Origin of the sequence: Streptomyces sp. NPDC008313 (assembly GCF_042956125.1) — a bacterium.
Taxonomy (GTDB): domain Bacteria; phylum Actinomycetota; class Actinomycetes; order Streptomycetales; family Streptomycetaceae; genus Streptomyces.
On the sequence record NZ_JBIBFR010000012.1, the window covers coordinates 194,183 to 211,798 of the forward strand.

Annotated in this window: 4 protein-coding genes; all 4 read left to right on the forward strand. The window is 67.9% G+C overall.

All coding sequences use genetic code 11. The annotated features are described in order from the left end of the window. The first annotated feature begins 40 nt into the window (after positions 1-40). From ACFY93_RS18370 to ACFY93_RS18385, 4 genes are read left to right on the forward strand one after another with little or no spacing between them, the layout of a single operon-like run. Entirely contained in the window at positions 41-3,103 is a 3,063-nt protein-coding gene (locus ACFY93_RS18370) for an SNF2-related protein (RefSeq protein WP_391359796.1), read from the forward strand. Further along, complete coding sequence (locus ACFY93_RS18375) at positions 3,100-8,550, forward strand: hypothetical protein (protein WP_391359799.1); 5,451 nt, start codon at positions 3,100-3,102, stop codon at positions 8,548-8,550. Before ACFY93_RS18370 ends, ACFY93_RS18375 begins: the two co-directional genes overlap by 4 nt. Beyond that, a complete protein-coding gene (locus tag ACFY93_RS18380) occupies positions 8,547-15,284 on the forward strand; it encodes a DEAD/DEAH box helicase (protein WP_391359802.1) in 6,738 nt (2,245 codons plus the stop codon). The genes ACFY93_RS18375 and ACFY93_RS18380 overlap by 4 nt, the downstream gene beginning before the upstream one ends. Next, positions 15,281-17,599, forward strand: coding sequence for a UvrD-helicase domain-containing protein (locus tag ACFY93_RS18385; RefSeq protein WP_391359805.1), 2,319 nt, complete (start codon positions 15,281-15,283; stop codon positions 17,597-17,599). The genes ACFY93_RS18380 and ACFY93_RS18385 overlap by 4 nt, the downstream gene beginning before the upstream one ends. Positions 17,600-17,616: the final 17 nt, after the last annotated feature.

Below are 17,616 nucleotides of genomic sequence, written 5' to 3' on the forward strand. Positions count from 1 at the left end.
TGTGCGGCCGTCGGTGGCCGCGGGTGATGGATCGGAGCGGATGTTGAGCGTCGAGGCGGAAGCCGTGGGCGGCCAGGGCGATGAGGTGTGGGACGCCTGGGCGCCGGAGGATGCTCCAGCCTCGCGGCGGACCAGCGGGTCGTCCGGCTACGCCCCGGGGTCCCAGGTATTGATTCGCGACGAGCTGTGGCTCGTCCGGAACTCCAAGGACGTCGGCGAAGACGGGTGGATGGTGGAGGTCACCGGCATCTCGTCCTTCGTGCGAGGCACGGACGCGGTCTTCTACAGCCGACTCGACGCGATCCAGGTGCTGGACCCGCGGGAGACGCGGCTCGTCCCGGACGACTCACCCAACCACCGTCGAGGCCGTCTGTTCCTTGAAGCGGTGATGCGCAAGACGTTCCTGCCGCAGACCGAGCATGGGCTCGCGCTGGCCGACGGGTTCCTCATGGACCAGCAGGCGCACCAACTGCGGCCCGCCGAACTGGCGCTGTCTTTGGAGAAGAACCCGCAGCCGCGGATCCTGATCGCCGACGTCGTGGGCCTGGGCAAGACCCTGGAGATCGGAGTGCTGCTGGCCGAGCTGATCCGGCGCGGACGCGGCGAGCGCATCCTGGTCGTGACCCCCCAGCATGTGCTGGAGCAGTTCCAGCGGGAGCTGTGGACCCGCTTCGCCATTCCGCTCGTCCGTCTGGACTCCACCGGTATCCAGCGCATCCAGCAGGACATCCCGGCCGGCCGGAACCCGTTCGCCTACTTCAAGCGCGCGATCATCTCCGTGGACACGCTCAAGAGCGACGTCTACGCGCACCACCTCGAGCACACCAACTGGGACGCCGTCGTCATTGACGAGTCCCACAATCTGGTCAACCGGGGCACCAAGAACAACGAGCTCGCCCGTCTGCTGGCTCGGAAGACCGACGCGCTGGTTCTGGCGTCAGCCACGCCCCACAACGGTCGTGCCGAGTCGTTCGCCGAGTTGATCAAAATGCTGGACGAGGCGGCCATCGCCAACCCGTCGAAGTACGAAGTGAAGGACCTTGAGCACCTCTACATCCGGCGTACGAAGACGACGGCTGAGGTCCGTGACTCGTTGAAGGGCGCCTGGGCGGACCGTGGACCGTCCCAGCCGATCCACGTAACGGCCGGTGAGAAGGAACTCGCCGTCTTCCAGGAGCTCGCCACGCGCTGGATTCCGGCCGATACCGACCAGCCGTCGGTCAGCCGACACCAACTGGTGCCCTACCAGCTGCTGAAGTCCTTCCTGTCCTCGCACAAGGCCCTGCTGGAGACCGTCAAGACGCGACTGGCGACGCTGGACAAGCAGCCGGCCGCAGAGTCGGCGCGAGGCGGGCAGAGGCCGGCCCGCCCGGTCGACCCGGCGGTCCGGGAGGCGGCAAGGCAGGCGGAGCGCGCCGCCTTGTTGGACCTCCGGGACGTGGCCGAGCGGATCCAGGACGATGACTCAGCGAAACTGGCGGCCCTCCTGGACGAGCTACGCAGCATGGGTGTCGGCCCCGGTTCGGAGACCCGCGTGGTGGTGTTCTCCGAGCGCATCCCCACACTGAAGTGGCTCGCGGAGGCTGTCCCGGCCGCACTCGGTTTCCGTCGCGGCGCCAACCCTGACGAGAACAAGCCCTGGCTCGCCTTCGGCGGCGCGGTCCAGGTCATGCACGGCGATGCCACCAGCGACGAGGAGCAGCAGGCCATCGTCGAGAAGTTCGGGCTGCGCGACGACCCCGTACGCATCCTGTTCACCGGCGACGTCGCCTCCGAAGGCGTCAACCTCCACCAGCAGTGCCACCGGCTGATCCACTTCGACCTGCCGTGGTCCCTGATCCGCATCGAGCAGCGCAACGGCCGTATCGACCGCTACGGCCAGCAGCACCGGCCTGAGTTCCGCGCTCTGATCCTCACCAGCGACATCCCCTGGCGGACGGACGAGACGACCGGGGAGCCCCGCACGCTGGACGACCGCCTCGTGGGCGAAAAGCTGCTGAAACGCGAGGAGGAAGCGCACAAAATCGAGGGCTCGGTGGAGGCGGTAACCGGCCTGTACCGGGCCAAGGAGGAAGAGAACCGCCTCACTCAGGACCTGATCGCCGGCCGGACAGTCGAGGAGTCGATCAAGCAGTCCCAGCAAGGGGGTGCGGCGTTCCTTTCCGGACTGCTCGGCCAGGTGGGCGCCGTCCCGGAGCATCCCGAGGTGCGGCGGGCGTACGTGCCACGTCTGTTCTCGTCCACCAATGACTACTTCGACGAGGCATTGCGTCAGATCTGCCGTCCGAATCCCGAGGACCAGCTCTCTATGCGCCGCGACGACGACGGCACGATCGCCTTCGAACCTCCGCGTGACCTGCTGTACAGGCTGAAGGCACTGCCGAAGTCGTACCTCGAAGAGCAGCGGATCATGCCCCGGAACACTGAGCCGGGACGAATGCGCATCACCTTCTCCAAGAACCTCGCGGACCGGCGTCTGAAGGCGGCCCGGGAGTCGTCCAAGTCACAGTGGCCGAACGTCTCCTACGTCACCGACGTCCACCCCGTACTGGACTGGTTGACCGACAAGGTGCTCGTCGAGGTCGGCCGCCACCAGGCCCCCGTGCTCGCCGCCTCCGTGAACTCTCCGACGTTCCTGGTGCAGGGCCTCTGTTCCAACGCGCTGGGTCGGCCGACCATCGTCGAGTGGATGGCCGTCCACGGCGACCCCCACGACCTTCAGGTGACGCCTCTGACCCCGGAGGTTCTGGAGGACTACGGCGTGGGTCCGACGATGCCCGGCCGCGCCGCGCCGCGCGACCTCAGCGGCCTGACGGAGCTCGTGCCTGCAGCCATCGACAGGGCCGAACAGCACCTCCGGGACCTGAAAGAGGCGTACGGCGAGGAGATCGAGGCGATCCTGGCCCCGTCCCGCAAGCGCGTCGTGCACTGGCAACAGGAAGCCATGTTCTCTTCTGATGGGACGGGAAAGCGCGGAGTGAACCTCAGCGCCAGCAGGCGGCTGAGCCTTCTCAACTCCCTGCAGACCACGGGCGAGCCGATGCTGCGCCTGCTCGCCGTCCTGGAACCGCTCAATGCCGCTGAGGGAGGCACCGACCGATGAGCACCGATTTCGACTCCTTCAGCAACCGCGGCGAATATTTCGCCGCGCACTACTTCGCCGAACAGCTCGGAACCGACCTGAAGAAGGGCCTGTTCGCCACCTGGGCCCTGCGCGAAGGCGATGAGCACGACCCGCGGAAGACTCCTCGAGAGCTCCTCCGCTCGCTACGCGGCGCCTACCTCTCCGAAGACGTACGCGGCTACTTCGCCGAGGCCGCCGAGCGCGACGCAGGAGATGAGGTCCGACCGAACACCCACAACAACCCCGAGTGGCGCAAGCGTCTGGCCGAGTGGCACCACACGGTCCTGCAAGCCCTCGGCTTCGAGGCCACTCCCACCGAGGTCACCGTCCACCGCGCCGGACGCGACCACTCCCTGACCGTGGCCTACCACGGCCACGGGATCATCGCCCTGGACTGCGGCTGGGCCGCCGACAACGACGCCGCCCTGAACGCGACGGGCCCCGGTCGGCTCCTGCACCCGCTGCGTGTCAGTGCAAGCGAGGTGTACGAGACCGGCCCGGCCCTGGCGTCCTGGCTCTTCCAGAGCGAGCTCGGCGAGGACGGCGGGCCTCGCCCGCGCTTTGTCCTGCTGTTGTGCGGAGGCGTGCTCGTCCTCGCTGATCGCCAGTCCTGGAATGAGGGCCGCTTCCTCGCCGTCAACCTCGACGCAGCCCTCGAACGCAACGACCGCAGCCAGCAGGGCGAACTCGCCACCATCGCGGCGCTGTTCAGCCTGGACATGCTCCGGCCCGGCGAGAACGACCAGAGCCGGACCATCGATGCCCTGCTGAAGTCCTCCAGCGCCAACGCCGCCGGCGTCTCCGGCGAACTGCGCCACGGGCTCCAGCGCTCGGTAGAGATCATCGCCAACGAAGTCCTCGCGCGGATGGCCGAGCCGGAGAACAACGTCACCCCGGCCGACATCGAAAGCCCCAAGATCCCCTTCGCCCGGGAACTCACCCGCGAATCCCTCCGCTACCTCTACCGCATCCTGTTCCTCCTCTACGCCGAGGCACGCCCCGAACTCGGCATCCTCCCCGCCGACGACGGCAGCTACGAGGCCGGCTACTCGATGGCCCGCCTGCGCGAGCTCGTCGAACGCGACGAGGAACTCGTCGAGGAGGAGGCCCGCAACGGCTTCCACCTCTACGAATCCCTGGACGTCCTCTTCAACAAGGTCAACTTCGGCCACCGTCCGTACGGCACCGAGGCCGACGACGACCAGCCCGGCGACGACGAGGAGACTCGCAAGGCCAAGGCCGCCCGCCGCAGCGAGGACCGTGGCCTGCGCTTCGAACCCCTGCGCAGCGAGCTCTTCGAGCCCCGCTCGGTACGCCTCATCGGCAGGGGCGTCCTCGACCCCCGCAGCGACGAGGACAGCGACCCGCGGTGGCTCGACCTGCGGCTCCGCAACACTGCCCTGCATGAGGTGCTGCGTCTGCTCACCATGAAGAAGGGCAAGCGTGGCGAGCGGGGCGGTTTCATCTCCTACCGCAACCTCGGCATCAACCAGCTCGGCGCCGTCTACGAGGGCCTGATGTCGTACACCGGCATCATCGCCGAGGAGGAGCTGTGCGAGGTCGCCAAGGGCGGCGACCCGGAGAAGGGCTCCTGGCTCATCCCCTTGAAGAAGCAGGACCAGTACCCCGACAAGAGCCTCGTCCACTACGACGAGGACGACGCCCGCAAGGGCCTGCGCGGCGTCAAGAAGTACGAGAAGGGCTCCTTCGTTTACCGCCTCGCCGGCCGTGACCGCGAGACCTCCGCCTCGTACTACACGCCCGAGTCGCTGACCGAGGTCACGGTCGAGCTCACTCTCAAGCACCGCCTGGACCAGGAGCGCAACGCCGACGGCAACGCCATCAAGACCCGCGCGTCCGAACTGCTCAAGTACAAGATCTGCGAGCCCGCCCTCGGCTCCGGCGCATTCCTCAACGAGGCGATCAACCAGGTCGCTGAGGAGTACCTGCGCCGCAGGCAGGACGAGCTGGGCGTCACCATCCCGACCGCGGACGCCCTCACCGAGAAGCAGAAGGCCAAGGCGTACATCGCTCTGCACAACGCGTACGGCGTCGACCTCAACGCCACGGGCGTCGAGTTGGCCGAGGTGTCCCTCTGGCTCAACACCATGCACCCGGGCATGCGCGCCCCCTGGTTCGGCCTGCACCTGCGCCGAGGCAACAGCCTCATCGGCGCCCGCCGTGCCGTCTACGCGGCCGACGACGTCACCGGCAAGGAATGGCTCAAGGCCAAGGGTGCCCTGGCGCCCACCCCGCTCCCCTTCCTCAAGGACGGCGAGCCCCAGCCACTCCCCCAGGACGCGGTCCACCAGTTCCTTCTGCCGAGTCCCGGGTGGGCTGCGGTCGCGGGCTCGAAGGAGGCTAAGGAACTCGCGAAGGAAGGCGTTGATCAGCTCGCCGCCTGGAAGAAAGGCATCCTCCAGCGCCCGAAGCGCGGCAAGGTCGGCAAGTCGAAGAAGGAGCCGGTGTCCCAGTTCACCCGTCTCAGTGACGCCGCTCGGCGGGTCGAGTTCCTCTGGTCGCTCGTCGTCAAGCGCATGGAGCTGTCCGAGCAGGCGATTGCCCGCCGGATCGACGTCTGGGGCGCCGACCCCACGGACCCCGAGTTCGCCTTCCTCCATCGTCCCGACCAGGCCGTTCCCAAGGAGCAGGTACTCGAGGACCTCTTCAACGCTGCCGACACCCCGTACTGGCGCTTGAAGAAGATCATGGATGCCTGGTGCGCGTTGTGGTTCTGGCCCGTCGACAAGGCCGGGCTGCTCGACGGAACGGCCGGGGAGTACGCGGCACAGCTGGAAGTGACGGGAGCGGACAGCCTCAGCCGCCTGCTCGACGGCGCGCCGCTGGTGACGCAGTCGCCCGGGCCCCCTGCCGATCCGGAACCGGCCGCCGTGCCGACACCCACACCCGCTCCGCGGTTCGTCGAGGCGACGGCCCTGTTTGCTTTCGGCCCAGAGCAGACCAGCTTTGAGGACCTCGAGCTTAGCGCCGATGACTCGGTCGTGGAGGTCAAGGAGATCAGGCCGCGGGGAGGGTCCCAGACCTCACCTCCGAAGCCAAAGGCGCTGGAGCGTCGGGCAATCGTCCCGCTCAAGGACCTGGACGACTGGCTGGAGTTCCTGGAGGCCATGCTCGGCACGGCCGACGTGCCCGAGGGCACCCTCATCGACAGCTTCAAGGACCTCGACGCGCTCAAGAACTTCGAAGAAACGCTGCCCAGCTTCATGGGAATGGACGTCGGCAACCCGGAGGACCGCTTCCCGTGGCTCCGGGAGGTACTCGATATCGCGAAGGACCAGGGCTTCCTCCACTGGGAGCTGGAGTTCGCTCTTATCTTCGCTCGAGGCGGCGGTTTCGATCTCCAGGTGGGGAACCCGCCGTGGGTACGGCCCCGTTGGAACGAGTCGGCCGTGCTGGCGGAGCACGAGCCGTGGTTCGAGCTGGAGGATAAGGCGTCGGCGAACGAGAAGGACCGTCGGCGCCGAAAGGTGCTGGCGTCCGAGGAAGCTCACCAATACGTGCTCGGGGAGCTGACGAGCACGACCGCCCAGGTCGCCGTGTTCGGCTCACCGCAGATGTATCCACTGCTGACGAGTACGCAGCCGGACCTGTACCGAGCCTTCATGTCCCAGGTATGGGCGCACACCTCCTCTGATGGAACTGCGGGGATGGTGCATCCGGATACGCACTTCACGGGGGATAAGGAAGGTCCGCTGCGACAGGCGGCGTACCGGCGGCTCTGTATTCACGGTGACTTCGTGAACGCTGGGCAGAGGTTCTTCCCGCGTCCGGTAGGTGATACCGCCCACTTCGGTGTGCACGTCTACGGTCGGCCCTCTGAGATCGGCTTCGATCACCTGTCTTGGCTTGTCTCCGTAGATGCACTGCGCCACTCCGCCGAACACGACGGTCTGGGCGAGGTTCCCGGAATTCGATACCGCAACGGCGAGTTCGACGAACGCCCGCATCGGGCTCGCGTCGTCAGGGTGGACAGACACCAACTCTCTGTCTGGCAGCGAATGCTTGACGAGGTCGATCAACCCGTCGAACAGGTCCGCCTGCTTTCCCCCGTCACTGTGGGAGAGGCATCGGCGATTAAAGCCCTCGCAGCTTATCCGGTTCGACTCGGCTCTCTTTCTCCGCAAATCGCACGCGGATACGACGAGAGCGGTGCCAAGAAGGACAACCTCATCGACTACAACCGCCGCGACTCCACCACGGGCGAGGAGTACAAGCCTGATAGCTGGCGGCATGTCATTCTCAAGGGCACCCAACTCGGCATCGCCACGCCGGTATTCAAGCGCCATAACGCGAACAGCAATGATCCCTATGGCGTGAATCTTGTCGGCCTCGCGTCCGACTTTGTTCCAGACACCGCTTATGTGAGGGCGCACGGCAGAACTAACGCTTATCTAACCGAGCAGGAACGCTGGGTCGACCACCGGGCTCTGGATCGACTGCGCGGAAACGGCAAAACACTGTCGCAAACACGTGCCTCCGTTGCAAGTGCCAGCCGCGTCCCGATGGAACAGGCTGATCCTGCGAAGATCGACAACCTACTCAGGCAGCGCGCGAAGCGCCGCTATACAACGTTCCACAGGCTCGCCTGGCGAAAAATGATTGCATCAAATACCGAGAGGGCACTTTACGTCGCAATCGTTCCTCCCGGTGTTGCGCACATTGACGGCGTCCGCAGCGGATGGGTGCGCAACAACCACAATACGGCTCTCATCGCTGGCTTCTGGTCGAGTTTGCCCCTCGACTACTCACTGCGCATCTCAGGTACCGCGAACTTGGACGTTACCCAAGCTCAGCGTCTGCCAGCCCCCACTCCAAACCACCCGCTGGCCTCCGCCCTCCTCCTCCGCACTCTCCGCCTAAACTGCCTCACCCGCGCCTACGCCGACCTCTGGGCGGAGCTCTACGACCCCACCTGGCCCGCCTACGAGCCGTGGGCCTGTGACTGGCCCGACCTCCAGCCGCTCCACGAGGTGACCCCAGATTGGCGTCCCGAGACGCCCCTCCGCGCCGAGCGTGCCCGCCGTTCCGCGTTGGTCGAGATCGACGCGCTGGTCGCCGTGTGGCTCGGCATGGACGCGGATGCGCTCATCGCTGCCTACCGGGGCCGCTTCCCAGTGCTGCAGAAGTACGAGGCCGTGACCTGGTTCGACGTCGACGGCTGGAAGATCGCAGGGAACGCTCGCACGATCGGACAGCGGCAGACGAAGGAGAGCTGGGCGCAGTTCGAGGCGTACCGGTCCGATCCGACTAACGCACCCGTGCCGGAGGGATACACCGCGCCGTTCTACAAGGCTGACCGCGAGGCGGAGATGCGGGCCGCACACGCCTACTTCCAGAGGCGGCTCGATGACGCCGTCGCCCGTGGTGAGTGGGATCCAGTGAAGCAGGAGGTGCCGAAGCCGTGAGGCCAACGCTTCAGGCACGCGGGCTCAAGGAGAGCCTGCTGCAGTATCTGTCGACGACGTACGCGCTCACCGACGAGGGTGCGCGTGAGGCACTGCACCGGTTCCTCGGGGACGAGACGTCGGGGATGTTCCGAGGCCCATATCTGCGGATCCGGACACCATTCACCGTGGCAGGCCAGGAGTGGCGCACCCACCTTGAGTGGCAGCGGGAGGGCTTCAAGCCGTACGCGCACCAGGCGGTCGCGTTCGCGCGGCTAACCTCAGCGCGCGGCCACACCCCGCAACCGACGCTGGTCACCACCGGTACCGGGTCCGGTAAGACGGAGTCGTTCCTGTACCCCGTGCTGGACCACTGCCGTCGGGAGCGGGCCGTCGGCAAGACCGGGGTGAAGGCGGTCTTCCTTTACCCCATGAACGCCCTGGCCACCGACCAGGCGCAGCGCATCAACGATCTGCTCACGGAGAACGCCGAGCTCGGGAAGCTGTCGGCCGGCCTCTACATCGGAGAGCGCGCGGCGACGCAGTACGAGAAGGTGCGGACCCGCCGCTCGGACATGCAGTTGTCCCCGCCCGACATCCTGATAACGAACTACAAGATGCTGGACCTCCTCCTCCAGCGTGCGGATGACGCTCCCCTGTGGCGGGACTCGGACATCCGCTACGTCGTCGTGGACGAATTCCACACGTACGACGGCGCGCAGGGCACGGACGTCGGGATGCTGCTGCGTCGACTCGCCGCCTCCGTCGGGGCAGCTGAGGAAGGCCGTCCGCTGGGGAAGATCTGTCCGGTCGCGACGTCGGCGACGCTTGCTTCCGGCACGGACGAGGACGGCACGGCGCAGCTGCTGGAGGTGGCTACCCACGTCTTCGGTACGGAGTTCACGGCGGACTCCATCGTCGGGGAGAACCGGCTCACGGTCGAGGAGTTCATCCCGCTTGGCGACGTGACCATGCAGCCGATGCCGACACCCGACGAGTTGCTGGCGCTGCCCGATCCGGCGACCGGCGATGAGGCGTTGCTGGATCTGATCGAGAAGGTGACGGACGTCCGTGACCTCGATCCGTTCCTCCTCGGTGGGAACCTCAAGCGGCATCTGTTCACTCGCGCGGTGATGCAGGCGCTCGGCGGCGGGGTGAAGACCAGTGCCGAAGTGCTGGACGTGATGTGGCGTGCAGGCGCCGCCGGCTGGTCCGAGGCGGTGGCGCGGCAGCCGGAGAAGGCGGCCGAGGCGCTGGCGCGGTTCGTCGCGTTGCTGTCGTACGCCCGCGATCCGGAGTCCTCGCCCGCCGAGCCCCGGCCCTTCGTGCACGTCGAGGTGCATCAGTGGGCGCGTTCGGTGTCGCGGCTGCTGCGCGGGGTGCTGCCGTGGCCGAAGGCGGAGTTTCGCTGGGATGTGGCCGGCACGGCCGATGCCGGCGCGGCCGACAGCGGCCGTATGGCGCCGGTGACGACGGCGACGTCGGGGCAGAGCGCGAACCTGTTCCTGCCGGCGATCTACTGCCGTGACTGCGGGCGGTCGGGGTGGGCGGTGTTCTCGCCGGAGAGCGATGACCACGATGTCCAGTTCGACACGTACAAGATTCGGCGGGCCTCGCTGGGCCAGGACAAGGCCCGGGTGCGGAACCTGATCGCCGCGACGGACCGGGAGGCCCGGGAGGGTTCCGGGGCCGCGCTGCTCACTGCGGCCAGCGGCAAGGGGGGCTCGGCTGCGTCGCAGGGTGCCGGCGGGGTGCTGATGGTGCTGGACGGCACCCGTAAGCGGCTGCGACTGCCTGATCCGCTGAACGACTACGACCGGGAGACCAAGGAGCCCCGGCTGACGGCCCGTGACTCGGCGTTCGTGCTGGTGAACTTCGGGGAGACTGCGAACACCGCGGCCAAGGAGGACTGGTGTCCGGCGTGCGGTGAGCGCAACGCGATCCGCTACCTCGGTACGGGTGCCGCCGCGATGGCGGCCGCGTCCATCACCCAGCTTTTCACCGGTGGGGAGCTCGACAAGAAGCTTCACGAGAAAAAGACGCTGATGTTCAACGACTCGGTGCAGGACGCCGCGCACCGGGCCGGGTTCGTCGCCAACCGCTCGTACACCTTCTCGCTCCGTGCTCTCCTCGCCGACCACCTGCGGCACGACGAGCCGACCGCGCTGAATGATCTGATCGCGAACGTCGTCGACGCCACGACGGACAAGGACACCCTCTCGGCGGTGGTGCCACCGGACCTGCACGGCTTCAAGGGCGTGAATCGGTTGCTATCCGGCCAGGGTCGCGGTGGGGACCTGAAGACGTGGCGGCTGATCGGTCAGCGGCTGGCTTTCGAGGCGCTCATGGAGTTCGGCTTCCGGTCCCGGAACGGCCGTACATTGGAGCTGACCCGCACCGCTGCCGCGCAGGTCCGCATCGACGACCCGGCGGCAGTGATCTCGCTGGTCAAGCAGCTGCACGAGGAGTGCGTGCGGGACGGCCTGCCGCTGGTGGCGCAGGACGACGCTCGCTATCTGGCGTTCGTACGCATTTTCCTGGAACGGCTCCGCACCCGGGGTGCGGTCGCCCATCAGTGGCTCAACAAGTACATCGACGAGGCGGGGACCAGCCGGTACTACATCTGGGGCAAGCGGGCTCCGGGCATGCGGGCCTTCCCGAAGGGGATCGCAGCCCCCGTGTTCCTGCTCGGGCAGCCCAAGAACGGCAGCGAGTTCGACTTCGCGACCGGACGGCTCTCCTGGTACGAGCGGTGGGCCGGGCGGTGCCTGGAGCTGCCACGTGAGCTGGCACCCGAGCTGTGGAGCCGGCTGCTGCCCGAACTCGCCTCGATGGGACTGCTGTCGGTGCGCACCCCGAACGACACCTCGGTGCGGGTGTACGGGCTCAAGCCCGGCAACATCGAGGCCCGGCTGCTGGACGACGAGCAGGTGCGGGTCTCGTACGTGCGGTGCCCGGTGTGCTTCTGGGAGCAGACGGTCCACCCGTCCCTGCTAGACCAGTGGCACGACCAGCCCTGTCCTTCCTACCGGTGCCGACGAGGCCGCCTTGTGGCCGGAGACCGGCCCGAGGGGCTGGGGGTACACCACCGCGACCGCGACTACAGGGACGACTACTACCGGCGGCTCTATCTCGGCGCGGGCACCTATCAGGTGGTCACCGCCGAACACACGGGCATGCTGACACGGCACCAGCGCGAGAAGGTCGAGGAAGCGTTCAAGCGCGGCGGCGGGTTCAAGGACCCCAATGTGCTGTCCTGCACGCCGACGCTGGAGATGGGCATCGACATCGGGGACCTGTCCGCCGTCGTGCTGGCCGCGCTGCCGCGCCGCCCCGCCTCCTACGCTCAGCAGGTCGGCCGGGCCGGTCGCCGCACCGGCAATGCCTTCCTGCTGACCATCCCCGACCGGCGGCGCCGTGACCTGTACTTCCTTGAGCGCCCGAAGGACCTGATCGCGGGCACGATCGTGCCGCCCGGGTCCTACCTGTCAGCCGTCGAGATCCTTCGTCGCCAGTACCTGGCGCATCTGCTGGACCTCGCCGCGGCCGGCCGTCTCGTCCGGGCGGACGGCATCGTGCTGCGCGCGCTGCCGCACAAGGCGCCGCGCCTGTTCGGCCCGTCCGGCTATCTGACCGATCTGGTGGAGCTGGCCCTCGACCAGGGCGAGGAGCTGGTCAAGGGGTTCCTGCGGCTGTTCCCGGCCGGCGTCAGCGAGCAGGCCGGGGCCGACCTGGAGGCGTATGCGACGCACGGTCTGCGCAGCGCCGTAGAGAGGGCGGAAGGCGAGTGGCGGCGCGCCGAGGACGCGCTTCGGGCGCGGCTGCGGGAGATCGACGAGGCCCACGGCGAGCTGCACGACAGCGACCCCGACCAGGCCCGTCAGAAGGCCGAACTGGACGCCGAACGGCGCGGGGTGGGCAGGCAGCTGCTCCACCTGGGCGACACCACGGCACAAACCGCGCTGTGTGACCTGGGTCTGCTGCCGAACTACGCCCTCATCGACTCGTCCACGACACTGTCGGCGACCCTGTACGGGGAGGACGGCATCGACCCGAAGACGGGCAAGGTGGTGTACACGTCCGAGACCGTCTCCTATGAGCGGCCCCGCCGCTTCGCGATCCAGGAGCTGGCTCCGGGCAACACCTTCTACGTCAACGGCTACCGGCACGAGATCACCGGCCTGGAGCTGTCGACGGGTGGGCGCCAGGAGTGGCGGACCTGGAGGGTGTGCCCAGGGTGCGGGTACGTACGCACCGAGGACGCCACCGACGATCGCTCTCCGTGCCCCCGGTGCAGGACGAGCCAGATCGCCGACGACGGCTCCTGCTTGTTCCAGGTCGTGGAGCCGGCCACCGTGACGTCGCGGGACAAGCGTGAGGACGCACGGATCCGGGACGACAAGGACGACCGTGATCGCCGCTCTTACACCGTTGTGGACGCGGTGGACATCCCCGTCGAGAAGATCGAGCGGGGGAAGTCCTGGCGGCACGACCGCGAGACGTTCGGCGTGGACTTCTGCCGCACGGCGATGATCCGACGGATCAACGTCGGCCCGGTCCGCTACGACGCTCCTGCCCGAGATGACTTCGCCGGTCACCTGGTCCGGCTGAACCCCTTCCACGTGTGCACCGCCTGCGGGGCCGCGAGCGCGGACGGCCGTCCGGTCTTCGACCACGACACCGACGCCCTTGAATCGGCAGCAGCCCGCGCCCCGCAGCTCAAGCACCACCGCCCGTGGTGCCCGCTGCGCCGCGGCAAGAAGGACGGCGTCACACAGGAGCAGGTGCTGCTGGCCCACCAGTTGCAGACCGAAGCCCTGCGGATCCTCATCCCGGCCGCGACAGCCGACGTCGACGCACGGGTGCACTCCTTCCGGGCCGCCCTGCGACTCGGTGTCGACCTGCACTTCGGCGGCGACCCGCAGCACCTGGACACTACGGTGGCCTCCATGCCGGACATGGACAGCGGCGAGCGCCGCTGGTTCCTGGTGCTCTTCGACTCTCTCCCGGGCGGCACCGGCTACCTGGACCGGCTCACCGACCGCCGTGCCTTCCGAGACACCCTCGCTCGGGCGTACGAACAGCTCAAGGCATGTCCGTGCGCCGAGGAGCAACGGCGCGCCTGCCACCGCTGTCTGCACCGCTACACCCCCGAGCAGTTCCAGGACGTCGTCTCGCGCCAGGCGGCGCTCAGCATGCTGGAGTCGCTGCTGTTCAAGGAGGACGGCGAGGACGGCTGGGACATCAGCGATGTGGAGCACACCGGGCTGGTGGGGCTCGACGCTCAGGTCGAATCCGACCTGGAGGCCCGCTTCCTGACCGCGCTGCGGGACTGGGTGAAGGTCACCGACGACGCGGCCTTGGATGAAGAGGGACACGCCAGCGGACATCTGCGGTTTACCGACGGCTCGGACGTGATGCACTGGAGGCTGACGGCTCAGCGGCAGCTCGAAGGCACCCGAACGGACTTCACCTTCACCCGCGTCGGCGGTCCGGTGCAGAGCGTGCACGTCTACCTGGAAGGCTTCCGGTTCCACGCCAGCCGGGAGCACAACCTCATCGCCAAGAACGCGGCCCAGCGCACCCGGCTCCGTGCCGACGGAAAGATCGTCTTCCAGATCACCTGGGCCGACATCGATCTGTTCGAACGGCGGCCGGGGCGCACCAAGCCCGTCTGGCCACCGTACCGGGGCACCGCCCAGGAGCAGGCCAAGGCCGCCTACGAGCAATACGGCGGGAACCGTGCCCACTTCGGCGAAGCCGTCTTCGCCAACCCGATCGACACGCTCATCGCCCATCTGCGGGACCCTGACGCCACCCGTTGGGCCCGCCGGGCCCGCGCCCTGGTCACCGGCCTCACCGCTGTTTCCGCCACGACCGCCGTCGCCGCGACCGGCAAGCGCAGCGAGCTCGTCGCGGCGCTGCGCGAACAGCTCGCCTCCTTCGGAGCTGGCCGACGGCACGGCAAGCCGGTGGTACCCGACGCCGACAGCCTCGGTCCCGTTCATGTGTTCCGGACCCAGGACGAGCACGGTCTGCCGATCGTGTTCGCGCTGGACGCGGCCGACCCTGACAACCTGCGGTGGACCGCCCTGACGGTCCTCGACGACAGCGACGCTGTCCTCGACACCGACGAGCACAAGCTGCGGTGGCGGTCCTGGCTGTACTGGACCAACATCACCCAGTTCCTGTCCCTCGTCGGCGGGGACGGTGTCCAGCTCGCCGTCAGCAGCGCTGCGGACTTCGAGGTAGAGGTTCTCGCCGTGTGCGGTGGCCTGGGTGAACTCGACTCGCTCGCCGCAGCACTCGCCCCCGCGCCCACCCTCGTGCCCGAGCCCACAGTCCGGCCCGCCGCCTCGGAGCCGAGCACGGACTCGCCGGCGGAAGCCGCCCTCCGGAAGATCATCCGGGACGCCGTCTGGGACGACGACATCCTGGAGATCCTGCGCGACGACCCCGACGAGGCACCTGCCCTTCTCCGCCTCGCCGAGACGCTCGCCGAGCACGGAAAGCAGGCCCCCGTCTTCGGGTTCGAACTCGGAAGCAGCCGCTGGCAGGCGGACTTCGCCTGGCAGACTCCCGACCTCAAGATCGCCGTTGTGGCCGCCCACCAGGGCGCCGAGGACATCGAGGCCCAGCGACGCGACGCCGCCTACGCCGAGGACGGCTGGACGGTCCGGACCGCCGCCGCATGGCTCGACCACCTCGACACCCTGCTCGTACAGCTCCCCAATACGGAAGGCACCACCCGATGACCGCCCGGCTCAGCCTGTACCGCAAGGCCGAACAGGAGCTGTACAAGCTCGACCGCTCGGTCAAGGCCCAGTTCTACGACTTCTCCCACGTCTTCCGGAACAACCCCAACCAACCGGGCCTGAAGCTGAAGAAGCTCAAGGGCGACTCGCGCATCTGGTCCGCGCGGGTCAACGACTCCTACCGCGCGCTGCTGACCCCGACCGGAGTAGACGCGGACGGCACCGAGAGCTGGCTGGTCATCGCCGTCCGCCACCGCAAGGACGTCTACGAAGAGCTCCAGGTCGCAGTCAACCGTGTCACCGGCGAGATCGAGTTCGTCGACCTCTCGGTCGTCGGCGACAGCGCACTGCGCCGCGCCGGGATCACCCTGACCCCGGCCGAACCTGACCGGGCCGCGCCGCGGGCCGAGCCCGAGCCACAGCCACAGCCCCAGCCGACGGTGGAGACCCCTCCCCTGCTCGCCGCGTACAGCGCCGACCAGCTGCGTGAGCTGGGCGTCGCTGACCAGTTGATCGAGCTGGCCCTCGCCGTCACCGACAGCGCCGAGCTGGACCAGCTCGTCGAGGGCGCCCCGCTGTTGTCTAAAGACGTCCTCTACGGTCTCGCCGCCGGTATGCCCATCGACGAGGTCCGCAAGGAGATCACCCAGCCCGTCGAGCTCGGCCACGAGCCCGATCTCGGTGACTTCGCCGCGGCCCTGAGCCGTACCAAGGTCACCGCCGTCGACGATGCCGTTCAGGCGGCCATCGACGAAGGGGACTTCCGAGCCTGGAAGGTCTTTCTCCACCCCACGCAGGAACGCATCGTCCACCGCCACTACAACGGACCTGCCCGCGTCTCCGGCGGGCCCGGCACCGGAAAGACCATCGTCGCCCTGCACCGGGTCAAGCACCTGGCCGAGCAACTGCCCCCCGGCAGCAACAGGGCGATCTTGCTGACCACGTTCACCAAGAACCTCACCACGGACCTCCGCCTGCGTCTGGCATCCCTCGTCGAGCCCGAACTCCTCGACCGTGTCGAGATCGCTCACATCGACCAGCTCGCCGCCCGCGTCCTGGGTGAGAACACCGCACCTGGCCGGGGCCGGCAGCGTGTCTACGACCACGTGGCGCTGAATGAGATGCGCCAACTCCTCGCCGAACTCGACGACCGCCGCTGGGAGGCCGAGTTTCTCCTGGAAGAGTGGGAGCAGGTCATTCTCGGCCAGTCCGTCGCCACCCGCTCCGCCTACTTCCAGGCCCGCCGTGCAGGACGGGGCCGTTCCCTGACCCGGCCCGAGCGCAACCACATCTGGAAGCTCGTCGAGCAGTTCACCGCCCGCCTGGACAAGCTCAGCGTGGAGACCTGGGGCCAGGCGTCCGAGCGCGCTGCCCGCTTCGAGATCGAGCGCGCCGCGAAGATCAGGGCCCGGCGCGAGTACAAAGAGGAGGTCGGCGGCAAGGACCTCATCCACCGCGACAACAGCTCCGGCATGCGCTACCTGAACTACCGCTACCGGCACATCGTCGTCGACGAGGCCCAGGACCTCAGCCCCGCGCACTGGAAGATGCTCCGGGCCATGGCCGACCCGGACCTGCCCAACGACATGTTCATCGCCGGCGACACCCACCAGCGCATCTACGACCACCAGGTAGCCCTCGGCAGCCTCGGCATCAACATCCGCGGCCGTTCTTCTCGCCTCACCCTCAGCTACCGCACCACCAAGGAGATCCTCACCGAGGCCCTCCGCGTGGTCGACCCTGTGAAGCCCGGGCAGCAGGTGAACTACGACGACCTGGACGACGGCACCGACAACCTCGCCGGATACCGTTCCGTCCTCCACGGCCCCGCCCCGGCCTTCACGCCGTACGACACTTGGGAGGACGAGCTCGCCGGCCTTGCCACCACCCTGGCCACGTGGCGCGAGGAGCTTTCCACGGACGAGAACGGCTCACCCATAGACCCGAGCGGCCATATCGCCGTCTGCGTCGCCGACCGCGACATGGTCAGCCAGACCATGTACTACCTGGTCACCAAGGCCGGCATCACCTGCGCCGAACTCACCAAGGACGGTCCCAAGGGTGACGGCGAGGTCCACGTCGGCACGATGCATCGCTTCAAGGGCCTCGAGTACCAGCGCCTCGCCATCGTGGGCGCCAGTGACGGCATCCTCCCCCGCACGCACGTCATCGACCGCTACCGCACCGAGGATCCGCCCCGCTACGAGCGCGAGCAGCGCAAGGCCCGTTCCCTGCTCTTCGTGGCGACTACGCGGGCCCGAGACGCGCTGAACATCAGCTGGCACGGCAAGCCCAGCCCCTACCTGCCGGTCTGACAGACCTCGGCCTCCCC